Below are 15,655 nucleotides of genomic sequence, written 5' to 3'. Positions count from 1 at the left end.
CAACGGCATACGGCCTCATCTCGGTCTGACAAACCCGCACGCCGGACGTAGACTCCTGCGGGCGCCTCCGCCGTCGCCGTGGCACCATCAAGTGCCTCCGGACGTTGACGTGGAGCCCACCCCATGCTGGGCCGCGTGCTGCCCGGAACGAGAAGTCGAAGGATTGAGCCTGATATGGATAACGGCAACGGGGCCAACTCGTTGATCATCCTGGCCCTGCCGCTGCTGCTGCTGGGCTGGATGTTCTGGAGTGCCAACCGGCGCACGAAGCAGATGCGCCAGTTCAACTCCTCCCTCAACGTGGGTGACCAGGTCGTCACCTCGTCGGGCATCTTCGGCACGATCCGGCACCTCGACGACATCAGCGCCCACCTCGAGGTGGCCGACGGCCTGATCATGCGCTTCGACCGCAGGGCGGTGGCCATGAAGCAGGCCGACGTGACCGCCCCGCAACCCGCCCGGCCGCAGTCGGACGACTCCTCCGAACCCGGTCAGTGAGGCCCACCCGTGGCTCGTAGCATCACGACGAAGAAGGCAGCTCTGCGGAGCCTCGCTGTCCTGCTCGCCCTGACCGTCGGCCTCGCCGTGCTGGCCGGGGGACTGTTCCAGTGGGCCGGCGGCCAGCTGACCCCACGGCTCGGCCTCGACCTCGAGGGCGGCACGGAGATGGTGCTCGCCCCGGTCATCGAGGACGGCTCCGCGGTCAACCCCGGCCAGCTCGACCGCGCCGTCGAGATCATCCGCCAGCGCATCGACGCCAACGGCGTCGCCGAGAGCGAGATCTCCACCCAGGGCGGCCGCAACATCGTCGTCGCCATCCCGGGAACCCCCTCCGAGGAGCAGCTCGACGCGATCCGCAAGCCGTCCCAGCTGCGCTTCCGGGCCGTCTTCGTCCAGGACTTCGAGCGGGCCGCTCCCCAGGCCACCCCCGAGGGAACGCCGTCCGGCACCGCGACCACCGGCACCTCGTCGGGTACCGCCACGACGACCGGCACCCCGACCCCCTCCGCCAGCACCACGGCAGCCAGCGGCGTCATCCCCGAGGGGCTGCGGGCGGCCACGACGGCTCCCACCACCTCGGCCACGGGGTCGCCGGCGAGCACGGCGACGACCCCCGCCTCGACCGAGGCGCCGCCCGCCCCGACCGGGGCCGAGCTCGAGGCTGCCATCGCCGCCCAGACGAGCCGAGGCCTGCTGACCCTCGGCTGGGAGCAGGCCAAAGCCGACCAGGCCGCCGCGAAGGTCGCCAAGGAGTACGTCGGCCTCAACTGTCTCGAGCCGGGTGCCGTCGACCGCGCGACCGACCTCAAGGACGCCCCGATGGCGACCTGCGGCGAGGACGGCGTGTCCAAGTACGTCCTCGGCCCCGTCGAGATCGACGGCAGCGAGATCGGCGACGCCACGAGCGGTTACCAGCCCGGCCCGACCGGTCAGCCGACCTCCATCGTCGAGGTCCGCCTGTCGTTCAAGGACTCCGGCCGCGCCACGTTCGCCGAGGTGACCAAGCGCCTCGTCGGCCTGCAGGGCCAGCCGCCGCTCGACCAGTTCGCGGTCGTCCTCGACAAGCGGGTCATCACCGCCCCGCAGGCCAAGGCCGTCATCAGCGACGGTCGAGCCTCGATCACCGGGTCGTTCACGATCGACTCGGCCCAACGACTCGCCGAGCAGCTGAAGTTCGGTGCCCTGCCGATGTCGTTCGCCCTCCAGACCAACGACACCATCACCCCCCAGCTCGGTGAGGAGCAGCTCCGCCTCGGCCTGCTCGCGGGCCTGATCGGCCTCATCCTCGTCGTCGTCTATTCGATGTTCCAGTACCGCGCCCTCGGCATGGTGACGGTCATCTCGCTCGTCGTCGCGGCCACCCTGACCTACCTGGCCCTCGTCGTGCTCGGCACGACGCACGGCTTCCGCCTGACCATGGCGGGCGTCACCGGCGCGATCGTCGCCATCGGTGTGACCGCAGACAGCTTCATCGTCTACTTCGAACGCATCCGAGACGAGGTGCGCGAGGGGCGGCCGCTCGTCGCCGCCGTCGAGACCGGCTGGAAACGCGCCCGCCGCACCATCATCGCCGCCGACGCGGTCAACCTGCTGGCGGCCGTGGTCCTCTACGTGCTCGCCTCCGCCAACGTGCGCGGCTTCGCCTTCACACTGGGTCTGACGACGTTGATCGACCTCGCCGTCGTCATGCTCTTCACCCACCCGATGGTCCAGCTGCTCGCCCGCACCGAGTTCTTCGGCAACGGGCACAAGTGGTCCGGACTCGACCCGGAACGGCTCGGCGCCAAGGAGTCTCCGCGCTACCGCGGCCGCGGCCAGTTCCGGCCGGCCAGCGCCCCGACCGTCACCCGCGCGACGCAGCTCGCCGAGGGGAAGGCCCACTCATGATCAACTTCGCCCAGTTCGGCAACGACCTCTACACCGGGCGTCGGTCGATCGACTTCGTGCAGCGTCGCAAGACGTGGTACGGGTTCTCCGCCGTGCTCATCGCCATCGCCCTCGCTGGGATCCTGCTCAACGGGCTCAACTTCGGCATCGAGTTCCGTGGTGGCATGGAGTTCCGCGTCCTCGGCGTCACGAACACCCAGAACTACGAGGCCAAGGCACAGGAGGCGATCGGTGAGGCCGGGATCCCCGGCACGGTGACCGCGACCGTCGTCGGGGCCAACACGGTGCGAGTCCAGACCGAGACGGCCCAGGACAAGACCGACGCGGCTCGGACGACCCTGGCCAAGACCTTCGACGTCGGACGCGAGACGGTCAGCTCCACCCTCATCGGCCCCAGCTGGGGCGCCGCCGTCAGTGAGCAGGCGCTCCGCGGGCTCATCGTCTTCCTCGTCCTCGTCACCCTCGTCATGGCGCTCTACTTCCGGACCTGGAAGATGGCGCTCGCGGGGCTCACCGCACTGCTGCACGACCTCCTCATCACGGTCGGCATCTACTCGCTGTTCGGCTTCGAGATCACGCCCTCGTCGATGATCGGCTTCCTGACGATCCTCGGCTACTCGCTGTACGACACCGTCGTCGTGTTCGACAAGGTCCGCGAGAACACCGCCGAGGCCTTCCGGACCAAGCGGATGACGTACAACCAGGCCGCCAACCTGGCCGTCAACCAGACCCTGGTCCGCTCGATCAACACGACCGTCGTCGCACTGCTGCCCATCGCAGCGATCCTCTTCGTCGGCTTCACCATGCTCGGCCCGGGCACCCTGCTCGACCTCTCGCTCGCCCTGTTCATCGGCATCGGCGTCGGCGCCTACTCCTCGATCTTCATCGCCACCCCGATGCTCGTGCAGCTGCGTCAGAAGGAGCCGGCCGTCGTCGACCTCGAACGCTACGTGGCCCGCCACACCGCCAAGCGGGGCGCCGTGGACGAGCGGAGTGCACCGGGTGTCCTGCCGGCCGGGGAGCCGGTCAGCGTCGGTGCCGACGGGGTCGGCGAGCCGGTGGCCCCCGGCCCGGTGCCCAGCGCGGCCCGTCCCGTGCACAAGTACGTCCAAGCCGGTCCGCGCAACCAGCCGCGGCGCCCGCCCAAGTCCAAGAGGTGACGGTCGTGCCGGGGGCGAAAGCCTCGACCGACGGTTCGCGCGCCGACGTCGCGGAGGTCGTGCGCACCCACCTGCGTGACATTCCCGACTTCCCCACGCCGGGGGTCGTATTCAAGGACTTCACCCCCCTCATCGCCGACGGCCCCGCGATGAAGACGCTGGTCATGGACATCGCGGGACGCTACGCCGGCCGGGTCGACGTCGTCGTCGGGATCGAGGCGCGCGGCTTCATCCTCGGGGCGGCCGTGGCGTACGAGCTCGGACTCGGCATGGTGCCGATCCGCAAGGCCGGGAAGCTGCCCGGGCAGACCCTCAAGGAGTCGTACTCCCTCGAGTACGGTCACGCCGAGATCGAGGTGCACACCGACGCCTTCGAGCCGGGGCAACGCGTCCTCATCATCGACGACGTCCTCGCGACCGGTGGGACGGCGGAGGCGACCGCAGCCCTCGTCGAGCGGGCCGGCGCCCACGTGACGGCCATCGAGGTCGTCCTCGAGCTGGCGTTCCTGGGTGGCCGTCGACGTCTCGGCGGGCGGGACGTCAACGCCATCCTCACGGTCTGATTTGCGCGGCCCCCTAGACTCGGTTCATGAGCGAGGAGGTCCGGAGCGAGCTGAGTGCCCCATCGCGGGTGCGGGCTCGCTTTGCCCGGTTCGGGGCGAGCCGGCCCTCCGGGAACCCGGTCCTCGAGCCGCTGATGACGGCGGTTCGACAGAACCACCCCAAGGCTGACCTGTCGGTCATCGAGCGGGCCTACGCGGTCGCAGAGAGGGCCCACGAGGGCCAGATGCGCAAGAGCGGTGACGCGTACATCACCCACCCGCTCGCCGTGACCACCATCCTCGCCGAGCTGGGGATGACACCCCCCACGTTGGCCGCGGCGCTGCTCCACGACACCGTCGAGGACACGTCGTACGGCCTCGACGAGCTGCGCCGGGACTTCGGTGACGAGATCGCGATGCTCGTCGACGGGGTCACCAAGCTCGACAAGGTCACCTATGGCGAGGCGGCCCAGGCCGAGACGGTGCGCAAGATGGTCATCGCCATGGCCCGAGACATCCGCGTCCTCGTCATCAAGCTCGCCGACCGCCTCCACAACGCCCGGACCTGGCGCTACGTGAGCGCCGAGTCGGCCAAGCGCAAGGCGAACGAGACACTCGAGATCTACGCCCCGCTCGCGCACCGGCTCGGGATGAACACCATCAAGTGGGAGCTCGAGGACCTGTCCTTCGCGACGCTCTACCCGAAGGTGTACGACGAGATCGTGCGGCTCGTCGCCGAGCGCGCACCGGCGCGTGAGGAGTACCTCGCGGGAGTGCGGGCGCAGGTGTCCGAGGACCTCGCCGCGGCCAAGATCAAGGCGGTCGTCACCGGGCGGCCCAAGCACTACTACTCCGTCTACCAGAAGATGATCGTCCGCGGCCGCGACTTCGAGGACATCTACGACCTCGTCGCGGTGCGAGTCCTCGTCGACACGGTCCGCGACTGCTACGCGGCGCTCGGCGCGCTGCACGCGCGCTGGAATCCGGTGCCCGGCCGCTTCAAGGACTACATCGCGATGCCGAAGTTCAACATGTACCAGTCGTTGCACACGACGGTCATCGGTCCGCAGGGCAAGCCGGTCGAGATCCAGATTCGCACGCACACAATGCACCGGCGGGCCGAGTACGGCGTGGCCGCGCACTGGAAGTACAAGGACCAGACGGTCGGCGGAGCCGCCCAGCCCGGTGACGGCATTCCGCAGAACGACATGGCCTGGCTGCGCCAGCTGCTCGACTGGCAGCGGGAGACGGAGGACCCGGGGGAGTTCCTCGACGCCTTGCGGTTCGAGATGGGGTCGAGCGAGGTCTACGTCTTCACCCCGAAGGGCTCGGTCGTCGCACTCCCGGTGGGCGGCACCCCGGTCGACTTCGCCTACGCCGTCCACACCGAGGTCGGCCACCACTGCATCGGCGCGCGGGTCAACGGTCGTCTCGTCCCGCTCGAGTCGACCCTCGAGAACGGCGACGTCGTCGAAGTGCTCACGTCCAAGGCTGACGGCGCCGGCCCGAGCCGGGACTGGCTCGGCTTCGTCAAGAGCGCGCGGGCCCGCAACAAGATCAAGGCCTGGTTCTCCAAGGAGCGCCGCGAGGAGGCCATCGACGCGGGCAAGGAGAGCATTGCCAAGGCGATGCGCAAGCAGAACCTGCCGCTCCAGCGGCTGATGAGCCACGAGTCGATGACGGCGGTCGCGACCGACCTGCGCTACCAGGACATCGAGGCGCTCTACGCGGCGGTCGGGGAGGGGCATGTCTCGGCCCAACACGTCGTCGGCAAGATCGTCGCGTCCATGGGGGGCGTCGAGGGCGCCACCGAGGACCTGGCCGAGGCCACCGTCCCCACTCGCTCTTCCCGCAGGCGCCAGGGCGGCGACCCGGGCGTCGTCGTCGTGGGCACGGCGGACGTGTGGGTCAAGCTGGCCAAGTGCTGCACCCCGGTCCCCGGGGACCCGATCCTGGGGTTCGTCACGCGGGGGAGCGGCGTCTCCGTGCACCGGGTCGACTGCACCAACGCCTCGCAGCTCACCGCCAACCCGGAGCGGCTCATCGACGTGGAGTGGGCGCCGTCATCGGCCAGCGTCTTCCTTGTCCAGCTCCAGGTCGAGGCGCTCGACCGCAACCGGCTGCTCAGCGACGTGACCCGAGTGCTCTCGGACCAGCACGTCAACATCCTGTCGGCGTCCGTGCAGACCTCACGGGACCGGGTGGCGATCTCGCGGTTCACCTTCGAGATGGGTGACCCAGCCCACCTGGAGCACGTCATCAAGGCGGTCCGTCGGATCGACGGCGTCTTCGACGTCTACCGCGTCAACGGGGGCAAGTCGACGGCGTGACCGCGGCGTCCGCTCTCCCGCTGGGACAGTCGAGAGAACAGTTCGTCCCGCCCCTCTCGATCGAAAGAGCAGTTCGTCCCGCCCCTCTCGATCGAAAGAGCAGTTCGTCCCCCCACCGCGCGACGTCCGCCGCGCGCAGAGGGGGACAAACTGCTCTTTCGATCGGCTATCCGCCGAACTCGCGAACGCCGGCGCGGGCCTGGTCGAGCCACGCCTGCCGGGCTTCGAGGGCATCCTTGGCCTTCCTGACCTTGGCCGCGTTGCCCGTGGCCTCAGCCTTCGCCAGGTCGTCCCTGAGGTCGGCCACCGCACGCTCCAGCTGCTCGACCATGCCCTGGGCCCGGGCAGCCGCTTCGGGGTTCGTCGACCGCCACTTGCGCTCCTCGGCGTCCCGGACGGTCTGCTCGACCCGTCGCATGGCCTTCTCGATCCGGTCCATGTCGGCCCGGGGCACCTTGCCGGCGGCGTCCCACTTGTCCTGGATCGCGCGCAGCTGCGCCTTGGCCCGCTCGAGGTCGGTCACGGGCAACAGCGCTTCGGCCTCGACGAGAAGCTCTTCCTTGACTGCCAGGTTGCCGCGGTACTGCTCCTCCTCCGCGGCCACCACGGCGTCCTTCGCTGCAAAGAAGGAGTCCTGGGCAGCCTTGAAGCGAGCCCACAGCTGATCGTCGTCGGTGCGGCTGGCCCGACCGGCCCGTCGCCAGTCATCCATGAGGCGCTTGAACGCGCTGGCCGTGGCAGCCCAGTCGGTGCTCGTCGCGAGCTTCTCCGCCTCCGCGACCAGTCGCTGCTTGGCGCCCTTGGCGTCGGCGTGGGCCGCGTCGAGACCCGCGAAGTGCGTCCTCCGTGCCTTGTCGAACCGGTTGCGCGCGGCGCTGAAGCGCTGCCACAGCTTCGTCTCCGTGTCGCGGTCGAGCCGGGTGGCCGAGCGCTGGTGCGCCTTCCACTCGTCGAGCAGCTCGCGCATCCGAGCGCCACTCTGCTTCCACTGGATCCGGCTCTCGGGCTGGTCGGCGATGGACTCCGCCTCGGCGACGAGCCGCTCGCGTTCCGCGGTGGCCGCCACGCGCGCCTCGGCCCGGTGCTGCTGCTCGACGGTCCGCTTGGCCGCGACGTTGGACTGGATCTCGTCGAGCTTGGTGGCCAGGGCCTCCAGATCGCCCACCACGGCAGCCTCGTTCACCTGGCCGTTGAGCACCTTGAGCGCCTCGGCGACGTCCTTGGAGGGGACCTCCGGCTGGGACAGACGCTGCTCGAGGAGGACGGCTGAGGCGAACAGCTCGTCATACTTGCGCGCGAAGTAGGTCAGGGCCTCTTCCGGGGTGGCACCGGGGTAGGAACCGACCTCCTTCTCGCCCTCCTTGGTGCGCACGAACACCGTTCCGTTCTCGTCCACGCGACCAAAGGCCGCGGACGCGGAGTGGTCGGTGGTGATGGCCGGAACGGCGGGGGGAGCCAACCGGGTGCGGTGCCGCCTTGGCGAGGGCAGCGGGCGTGGGGATGGCGCTGGGCTTGGGAATCGAAGCCGGAGTCGGCGCAGCGGGTTCGGCCGGCTCCGCAGCTTCGGTGGCCTCGGCGGGTTGGGTCGAGACCGGCTCGTCGACCGTTTCCATCCCCGTGTCGACGGCAGCGGGTTCGGCCGGCTCCGCAGCTTCGGTGGCCTCGGCGGGCTGGGTCGAGACCGGCTCGTCGGTCTGCTCGACTTCTGTGGGCTCGACCTCGGTGGTATCGGTCTCTGCGACAGTTGGGGTGGGCTCGGCCGGGGTCGGCTCGGGCTGGGTGCTTTCCGTCATGCCTTCTTCTCCGTGACCTTCACGCTGAGGATGCTGATCGGCGACACCGGGGTGCCGTCAGCGGGGCTCGGGTCGAGCGCTTTGTTCGCCGCGATCTTCTCAACGATGTCGAGACCCTCGGTGACCTTCCCGAAGATCGTGTAGCCGCCACCCTCGGTGGGCAGCTGGGACTCCTTGTACGTGATGAAGAACTGCCCGCCGTTGCTGTTCGGGTCCTGGGTGCGCGCCATGGCGAGCGAGCCTGTGGGGTAGGTGCCGTCGGCGGGTGCGTTCTCGATTCCGAAGGTGTAGCCCGGGCCTCCCGAGCCGGTGCCGGTCGGGTCACCGCACTGGAGGACGAAGATGCCCTCCGTCGTGATCCGGTGGCAGGGGCTCGGCGCCCAGTACCCCTCCTTCGCGAGGTTCAGGAAGGAGGCGACGGTCTGGGGTGCCTTGGTGCCGTCGAGCTCGAGCGTGATGTCACCGCACGTCGTGTCCAGGGTGGCGATCCACGTCTTGCCCGCGGCAGCGGCCTGGTCCGGCAGGTCAGTGAAGGACTTCGGTGCCGCCTGCAGGGCCGGGGGCTCGGTGCACCCGGCGGCGAGCTTCTGTCCGGCGACCAGTCCACCAGTGGCGCCGTCAGCCGGTGTCGTGGCGGCGTTGGTCCCTTGAGCGCCCGGGTTCGCGTCCGTCCGGTCAGGGATGAGCTGGGGCACGACGAGAACCGCCGCAAGAATGACGATGACCGCGAGAATGACACCGAAGACCTGCTTGTCGCGGGTCGCGTCACCGACGACCGGCTTCTGGGTCTTCTGCACTTCTTCGTGGCGGCGGCGCGCGCGGGCGCGTTCCTGCTCTTTCGTCACAAACTCTCCTCGGACGGCATCTGCCGGGATCACCCCGGGCGTTCGGTCATTTTAGGGACCGTTGTCGCGCTGGTCGTGCTCAACGGGTCACGACTGCGTGACGACCTCCACCCTTTCACAGCCCACCCCTCCTGCCGTATGCCGCTGGGCCGGCTTTCGTGGCGCCGTTAGGCTCCCAGCGTGCTGACCATCGCCTTCCCTGCGCTCGCGTTCGACACGAACTGCTACGTCCTCGCCCCGGCCGCCGGCGAGGAGTGCGTCATCGTCGACCCGGGAATCGGCGTCGAGGAGACCCTCCGGGAGGTCCTGACGACGCATCGGCTCCGGCCGGCCGCAGTACTGCTGACCCACGGGCACGTCGACCACGTGTGGTCGGTCACGCCAGTCTGTGGTGCGGACACGGCCGCCTACATCCACGCCGACGACCGGTACCGGCTCGTCGACCCGCTGGGGCAGAGCAACGCAGGCCTCGTCGCGATGCTGGAGCAGCAGTTCGGCGCGCGGGCCACCTGGGCCGAGCCGAACAACGTCGTCGAGATCCGCGACCGGGCGCACCTGAGGCTCGCCGGGCTCGACGTCGAGGTCCTGCACGCCCCGGGGCACACCGAGGGCTCCGTGATGTTCCTGACAGACGGTGTGCCGGACGGGATCACCGACCAGGTCGACGTGGACCGGACGGTCGTGAGTGGTGACGTGCTCTTCGCCGGCTCGATCGGCCGGACGGACCTGCCCGGGGGAGACCCCGAGGCGATGGTGCGCAGCCTCCGGGACGTCGTCCTGCCCCTGTCGGACACCACCCTCGTGCTGCCTGGGCACTACCACGCCACGACGATGGCCCACGAACGCGCCACCAACCCCTACCTGAGAGACTTGCCCGCGTGAGCAACCCGCAGCCCGCCACGGCGTCCGCGACCAAGGTCACCCCGATCAGCGGCTTCCCCGAGTACCTTCCCGCCGAGCGGATCGTCGAGCAGCGCTTTCTCGACGTCATCCGGGAGACGTTCGAGCTGCACGGCTTCTCCTCCATCGAGACGCGCGCCATCGAGCCGGTCGACCGGCTGCTCGGCAAGGGCGGAGACACGGACAAGGAGATCTACGGCGTCTCCCGGCTCGCCGGCGACGAGGCCGAGGGAGCGAAGTGGGGACTGCACTTCGATCTGACCGTGCCCTTTGCGCGCTATGTCCTCGAGAACGCCGGAAAGCTCTCCTTCCCGTTCCGCCGCTACCAGATCCAGAAGGCCTGGCGTGGGGAGCGCCCCCAGGAGGGCCGCTACCGCGAGTTCACGCAGGCGGACATCGACGTCGTCGACGTCGGGCAGCTGTCACCGCACTTCGAGGCGGAGATGCCCCTCGTCATCGCCGACGTGTTCAGCAGGTTCCCCGTCGGCGACTTCGTCATCCAGGTCAACAACCGGAAGATCCCCAACGGCTTCTACCAGGGGATCGGTCTGACCGACGTGCCGACGACGCTGCGGATCGTCGACAAGCTCGACAAGATCGGGCCGACCAAGGTTGCCGAGCTGCTCGTCGAGTCCGGCGCCACGCCCCAGCAGGCCGACCTCTGTCTCGCGCTGGCCGCCATCCGCACGGAGGACCTCGGCTTCGTCGACCGGGTCCGCGAGCTGGGCGTCACGCACCCGCTCCTCGACGAGGGGCTCGAGTCCCTGAGCACCGTCATCCGGACCGCCATGGCGCACGCACCGGGGAAGGTCGTGGCCGACCTGCGGATCGCCCGCGGCCTCGACTACTACACCGGCACGGTCTACGAGACCCAGTTCATCGGCCACGAGGAGTGGGGGTCGTTCTGCTCGGGTGGTCGCTACGACGCCCTGGCCTCCGATGGCCGAAACACGTACCCGGGGGTCGGCATCTCCATCGGGGTCTCGCGCATCCTCGGGCTGCTCGTCGGACAGGGGCTGGTCACGGCCTCCCGCTCCACCCCGGCCGCAGTCCTCGTCGCCCTGACCGACGACGAGTCGCGCGACCGCTCCGTGGCGGTCGCGGCCGCACTCCGCGCGAGGGGAGTGTCGTGCGAGGTCGCCCCGGCGGCAGCGCGGTTCGGCAAGCAGATCCGCTACGCAGAGCGCCGTGGGATCCCTTACGTGTGGTTCCCCGGTGCGGGAGAGTCCGGCGACGAGGTCAAGGACATCCGCACCGGCGAGCAGGTGCCCGCCGGGGCCGACGCGTGGCTCCCGCCGGGGGAGGACCTGGTCCCAAGGGTCGCACGCGCGGACTGACCGCGCGGCCACCGGCCGGATCAGTGGCCGGATGGCGGGCGCAGGCCCTGGTCCCGCAGCTCCAGGACGGCCAGGGCGCGGATGGCCTCCGGGTCCCGGCGACGCCACGCGCCCGCAGGATCGGGCGTGATGCGCGCCAGGGCCGTCACCGGCTGGTTGGCGAGCGCACGGAGCGCGAACAGGTCGAGGTCGTCTGCCGAGTCGATGAAGCGCTGAGCCGTGGTGGCGCGCCGGACGAAACGCACTCGCACCCACAGCCAGAGGCCGCCCACGGTGAGGATGGGGAAGAGCGCGGTGAGCACGCCGAGCCAGTTCGCGACGTTCTCGACGGTGGCGGCCATCTCGGCGCCCGCGTTGCGCAACGTCGTGCCCGAGCCGGCGGCCCGGTCGAGCCAGGTCTCGAGGTCGTCGCCCACGACGGGGAGGCGACCAGCCTGGTCGCCGGCCCCCGTGAGTGCACCGTGCACCGAGTCGCCGGCGCTCGTCAGCGAGTCCGCGGGAGCGCGGAGCTGGAGGATGGTGTCGTGCACCTGGCGACCGACCCAGAGCCAGGCCGCGACCCAGGCGAGGGCGAGAACGTCCGACAGGAGCTGCCGGGTCCGTCGGGCGGTGGTGTCTGCATAGAGCTTCATCGACGACCTCCTCGGAAGGCGGGGGGAGCGGGACTGCACGTGGGGGCGACAGCGAGCCCAGCGGCATACGGCATGGGGTGTCTCAGGCGCCCGGCTCGGAGAGGGCCGCGACCAGGACCACGTAGGCGACGACGACGATGACCAAGGTCGCGAACCACGCGACGAGGAAACCTGCGGCGTAAGGGCGCAGCGGAGGCCGGCTGAACGCCACGACCGCACCCAGCACACTGGGCAGGCCCACGACGAGCAGGGCCGGGAAGCCACCGTGCCCCAGCGTCGCCCCGACGAGGAAGGACAGGACGATCATCCCGCCGGCGACCAGGGCGCCGATGGTCGTCGGACGCCAGTGAGGGGCCGGCGGGAGGGCTGGCGGGTTCATGGCTGCACGATGGCACATCCCGCGGCAGCACGTGAGCGACAGGTCCGCGTCTCGCCTGACTTTCACGTGACTACAGTGGGAACGCGCCGATGTGACCCGTCGGCTGGGCAGCGGCAAGGAGGCCGCGGCCACCCCGTGATCGGAAGGATCAGACCCCACATGAAGGTTGGCATTCCACGCGAGGTGAAGAACCACGAGTACCGCGTGGCCATCACCCCCTCGGGCGTGCACGAGCTCGTCCGCAACGGCCACGACGTCTTCGTGGAGCGCGATGCCGGGCGCGGCTCGTCGATCCTCAACGAGGACTACGAGGCAGCCGGGGCGACCATCCTCGACACGGCAGACGACGTCTGGGGCACGGCGGACCTCATCCTCAAGGTGAAGGAGCCCGTCGCGCAGGAGTACCCGCGAATGCGGGAGGGGCAGGCCCTGTTCACCTACCTCCACCTCGCCGCTGACAAGGCGCTGACCGAGGAGCTCGTCGCGCGCAAGGTGACCGGCATCGCCTACGAGACCGTCGAGCTGCCCGACCACAGCCTGCCGCTGCTCGCCCCCATGTCGGAGGTGGCCGGACGGCTCGCCCCACAGGTCGGCGCCCACGCGCTGATGCGCGCCCAAGGTGGGCGCGGCGTGCTCATGGGAGGTGTGTCCGGGGTCTACGCCGCCAAGGTCGTCGTCATCGGCGCCGGCGTGTCCGGGATGAACGCCGCGGCGATCGCCCTGGGGATGCAGGCCGAGGTGCTCCTGCTCGACCGGGACATCACCCGCCTGCGGCACGCCGACTTCGTCTACCAGGGCCACTGCCAGACGGTCGCCTCCAACGCCTACGAGATCGAGCGGGCCATCTCCGACGCCGACATGGTCATCGGCGCCGTCCTCGTCCCGGGCGCCCGGGCCCCGCGCCTGGTCACCAACGAGCAGGTCTCCCGGATGAAGCCCGGCTCGGTCCTCGTCGACATCGCCATCGACCAGGGAGGGTGCTTCGAGGACTCGAGGCCGACGACGCACGACGACCCGACCTACACGGTGCACGACTCGGTCTTCTACTGCGTCGCGAACATGCCCGGCGCCGTTCCCCACACGAGCACCTACGCGCTGACCAACGTCACCCTGCCCTACGCCGTCGAGCTGGCGAACCGGGGCTGGCGGGACGCCCTCCGCGCGGACCACGCCCTCGGGCTCGGTCTCAACACGCACGACGGAGCCGTGACCTACGCCCCGGTCGCGGAGGCGCACGGGATGTCCTCGATCACGCTCGACGAGGCGCTGTCCTGACCCGGTCGGCCTCCTCCGACATGCCCGACGAACTCACCGGGTCTGAGCCGCCCGGGCCACTTGGAGCGTCACCCGTGGCGCCCAAGCCGCGGACCACCCAGCTCGACCGGGAGGTCCGCGGCTGGCTCGACCACGTCCGGATCGAGAAGGGCGCCTCGGACAACACCCTCAAGTCCTACGAGAGGGACCTGCGCAAGTACCGCGAGCACCTCCACCACCGGGGGATCGAGCGTGCCGCCGCGGTGTCGGAGCGCGACGTCACCGACTTCCTGGCCTCGCTGCGCGAGCGCGGCCTGGCGGCGTCCTCCGCGGCCAGGACGCTCGTGGCGGTCCGTGGCTTCCACCGCTTCCTGGCGCTCGAGGGCGAGGTGGCAGGGGACCCCGCCGGCAACGTCGCCCCGCCGACGCCGCCCAGCCGCCTGCCGAAGGCCATCCCCATCGAGGCGGTGGAGCGCCTCCTGGCCGCCTCCTCCGTCGGCGACACGCCGGAGTCGCTGCGGGACCGTGCCCTGCTCGAGGTGCTCTACGGTGTCGGGGCCCGGATCAGCGAGGCCATCGACCTCGATGTCGACGACCTGGACACCGGAGTGGCCGGGGAGGTGGGACTCGTCCGCCTGCTCGGCAAGGGCAGCAAGGAGCGGATCGTCCCCGTCGGGCGGTTCGCCGTCGAGGCGGTCGACGCCTATCTCGTGCGCGGCCGCCCCGCGCTGGCGCAGCGCGGTCAAGGTGGGCCGGCCCTGTTCCTCAACCAGCGGGGTCGTCGGCTGTCGCGGCAGAGCGCCTGGTCGGTGGTGCAGCGCGCCGCCGAGCGGGCCGGCCTCACCGAGCACGTGTCCCCGCACACGCTGCGTCACTCGTTCGCCACCCACCTGCTAGACGGCGGCGCGGACGTCCGCGTCGTCCAGGAGCTGCTCGGGCACGCCTCGGTGACGACGACCCAGATCTACACCTTGGTCTCGCCACACCGGTTGCGGGAGGTCTATGCCGGGGCTCACCCGCGTGCACGCTGATATGGTCGCAACTGATCAGCGAGAAGCTGACCGAGCGCGCGGCCGAGGGCACAACCGAGCGGAGTGGAACACCCGGTGAACGACGAGTCACACGAGACCATGCAGGACGAGCGGGTCGACCGTGCCGGAGCTACGAGGGGTTCGGACGGCACCGTCCCAGTCGACCGTGGTCCCGGCTCCGCCAACCACCGCCCCGGTGCGCCGCCCGCCGCTGGCCGGGAGCTCGGACCCACGGGACGACCGCTGCCGGACTTCCCCGAGCCGCCGTCCCTGAGCAGCCACGGGCCGGCCCGCATCATCGCGATGTGCAACCAGAAGGGCGGCGTCGGCAAGACGACGACCACCATCAACCTGGGCGCCGCGCTCGCCGAGCTGGGCCGCAAGGTCCTCGTCGTGGACTTCGACCCCCAAGGAGCCCTGTCCGTCGGGGTCGGGGTCAACGCCCAGGAGCTCGACGTCACGATCTACAACCTGCTCGTCGAACACGGCCATGACGTGCGCGACGTCATCCTCCCCACCCAGACGGCCAACCTCGACCTCGTGCCGGCCAACATCGATCTGTCGGCCGCCGAGGTGCAGCTCGTCGGCGAGGTGGCCCGGGAGCAGGTCCTCGCCCGGGTCCTGCGTCCCGTGCTCGACGACTACGACCTCATCCTCATCGACTGCCAGCCCTCGCTCGGGCTGCTCACCGTCAACGCCCTCACCGCGGCCCACGGGGTGATCATCCCCCTCGAGTGCGAGTACTTCGCGATGCGCGGAGTCGCGCTCCTCATCGACACCATCGACAAGATCACGGACCGCCTCAACCCGCGGCTGCAGGTCGACGGGATCCTGGCCACGATGTACGACGCACGCACCCTGCACAGCAGGGAGGTCGTCTCGTCTGTCGTCAACCACTTCGGCGAACAGGTCTTCCACACGGTCATCAGCCGCACCGTGAAGTTCCCGGACGCCACGCTCGCCGCGGAGCCGATCACGTCCTACTCCTCCGACCACTCCGGGGCCGCCGCCTACCGGCAGCTCGCCCGGGAGCTCATCGCCCGGGGCGGCGCCGCCTGAGCCGG

At 70.1% G+C, this 15,655-nt stretch carries 14 protein-coding genes; 10 read left to right on the top strand and 4 right to left on the bottom strand.

Translation table 11 applies throughout. The features are described from left to right. The first annotated feature begins 174 nt into the window (after positions 1–174). From yajC to INTCA_RS09370, 5 genes are read left to right on the top strand one after another with little or no spacing between them, the layout of a single operon-like run. Positions 175–498 carry a preprotein translocase subunit YajC gene (gene yajC, locus INTCA_RS09390; protein ID WP_013492681.1) on the top strand — a complete coding sequence of 108 codons (324 nt, stop codon included), beginning with the start codon at positions 175–177 and terminating at the stop codon, positions 496–498. A gap of 9 nt (positions 499–507) precedes the next feature. After that, positions 508–2,388 carry a protein translocase subunit SecD gene (gene secD / locus INTCA_RS09385; protein ID WP_013492680.1) on the top strand — a complete coding sequence of 627 codons (1,881 nt, stop codon included), beginning with the start codon at positions 508–510 and terminating at the stop codon, positions 2,386–2,388. Further along, positions 2,385–3,548 (top strand): protein translocase subunit SecF, encoded by a 1,164-nt coding sequence (gene secF / locus INTCA_RS09380; RefSeq protein ID WP_013492679.1) that lies wholly within the window; start codon positions 2,385–2,387, stop codon positions 3,546–3,548. Before secD ends, secF begins: the two co-directional genes overlap by 4 nt. 5 nt (positions 3,549–3,553) lie before the next feature. Continuing rightward, a complete protein-coding gene (locus INTCA_RS09375) occupies positions 3,554–4,111 on the top strand; it encodes an adenine phosphoribosyltransferase (protein WP_013492678.1) in 558 nt (185 codons plus the stop codon). Between the two features lie 26 nt (positions 4,112–4,137). Continuing rightward, positions 4,138–6,420 (top strand): RelA/SpoT family protein, encoded by a 2,283-nt coding sequence (locus INTCA_RS09370; RefSeq protein ID WP_013492677.1) that lies wholly within the window; start codon positions 4,138–4,140, stop codon positions 6,418–6,420. 166 nt (positions 6,421–6,586) lie between these two features. Here the strand turns inward: INTCA_RS09370 and INTCA_RS09365 are convergent, their stop codons facing one another. Both INTCA_RS09365 and INTCA_RS09360 read right to left on the bottom strand, forming a co-directional pair. Then, the gene (locus tag INTCA_RS09365; protein WP_244859813.1) at positions 6,587–7,816 is read right to left on the bottom strand and encodes a DUF349 domain-containing protein; all 1,230 of its coding nucleotides are present in this window, start codon (positions 7,814–7,816) and stop codon (positions 6,587–6,589) included. A gap of 393 nt (positions 7,817–8,209) precedes the next feature. Next, positions 8,210–9,058 carry a peptidylprolyl isomerase gene (locus INTCA_RS09360; protein ID WP_013492674.1) on the bottom strand — a complete coding sequence of 283 codons (849 nt, stop codon included), beginning with the start codon at positions 9,056–9,058 and terminating at the stop codon, positions 8,210–8,212. Positions 9,059–9,238: 180 nt separating this feature from the next. On the opposite strand from INTCA_RS09360, the gene INTCA_RS09355 reads away from it, so the two are divergent. Together INTCA_RS09355 and hisS are read left to right on the top strand one after the other, a co-directional pair. Beyond that, complete coding sequence (locus INTCA_RS09355; RefSeq protein WP_013492673.1) at positions 9,239–9,940, top strand: MBL fold metallo-hydrolase; 702 nt, start codon at positions 9,239–9,241, stop codon at positions 9,938–9,940. Continuing rightward, the gene (gene hisS, locus INTCA_RS09350) at positions 9,937–11,295 is read left to right on the top strand and encodes a histidine--tRNA ligase (RefSeq protein ID WP_013492672.1); all 1,359 of its coding nucleotides are present in this window, start codon (positions 9,937–9,939) and stop codon (positions 11,293–11,295) included. Before INTCA_RS09355 ends, hisS begins: the two co-directional genes overlap by 4 nt. 20 nt (positions 11,296–11,315) lie before the next feature. On the opposite strand, the gene INTCA_RS09345 is transcribed toward hisS, so the two are convergent. Next, complete coding sequence (locus INTCA_RS09345) at positions 11,316–11,927, bottom strand: hypothetical protein (RefSeq protein ID WP_013492671.1); 612 nt, start codon at positions 11,925–11,927, stop codon at positions 11,316–11,318. Positions 11,928–12,009: 82 nt separating this feature from the next. Then, positions 12,010–12,306 carry a hypothetical protein gene (locus INTCA_RS09340; protein WP_013492670.1) on the bottom strand — a complete coding sequence of 99 codons (297 nt, stop codon included), beginning with the start codon at positions 12,304–12,306 and terminating at the stop codon, positions 12,010–12,012. A gap of 159 nt (positions 12,307–12,465) precedes the next feature. On the opposite strand from INTCA_RS09340, the gene ald reads away from it, so the two are divergent. The 3 genes from ald (at position 12,466) to INTCA_RS09325 (ending at position 15,650) form a co-directional block, all read left to right on the top strand. Further along, positions 12,466–13,581 (top strand): alanine dehydrogenase, encoded by a 1,116-nt coding sequence (gene ald / locus INTCA_RS09335; protein WP_013492669.1) that lies wholly within the window; start codon positions 12,466–12,468, stop codon positions 13,579–13,581. A gap of 74 nt (positions 13,582–13,655) precedes the next feature. Beyond that, positions 13,656–14,591 carry a site-specific tyrosine recombinase XerD gene (gene xerD, locus INTCA_RS09330; protein ID WP_013492668.1) on the top strand — a complete coding sequence of 312 codons (936 nt, stop codon included), beginning with the start codon at positions 13,656–13,658 and terminating at the stop codon, positions 14,589–14,591. Positions 14,592–14,666: 75 nt separating this feature from the next. Then, the gene (locus tag INTCA_RS09325; protein ID WP_013492667.1) at positions 14,667–15,650 is read left to right on the top strand and encodes a ParA family protein; all 984 of its coding nucleotides are present in this window, start codon (positions 14,667–14,669) and stop codon (positions 15,648–15,650) included. Positions 15,651–15,655 lie beyond the last annotated feature (5 nt).

Source organism: Intrasporangium calvum DSM 43043, assembly GCF_000184685.1.
In the GTDB taxonomy this organism is placed as follows: Bacteria; Actinomycetota; Actinomycetes; order Actinomycetales; family Dermatophilaceae; genus Intrasporangium; species Intrasporangium calvum.
This window is presented reverse-complemented; position numbering and strand designations above follow the sequence as displayed.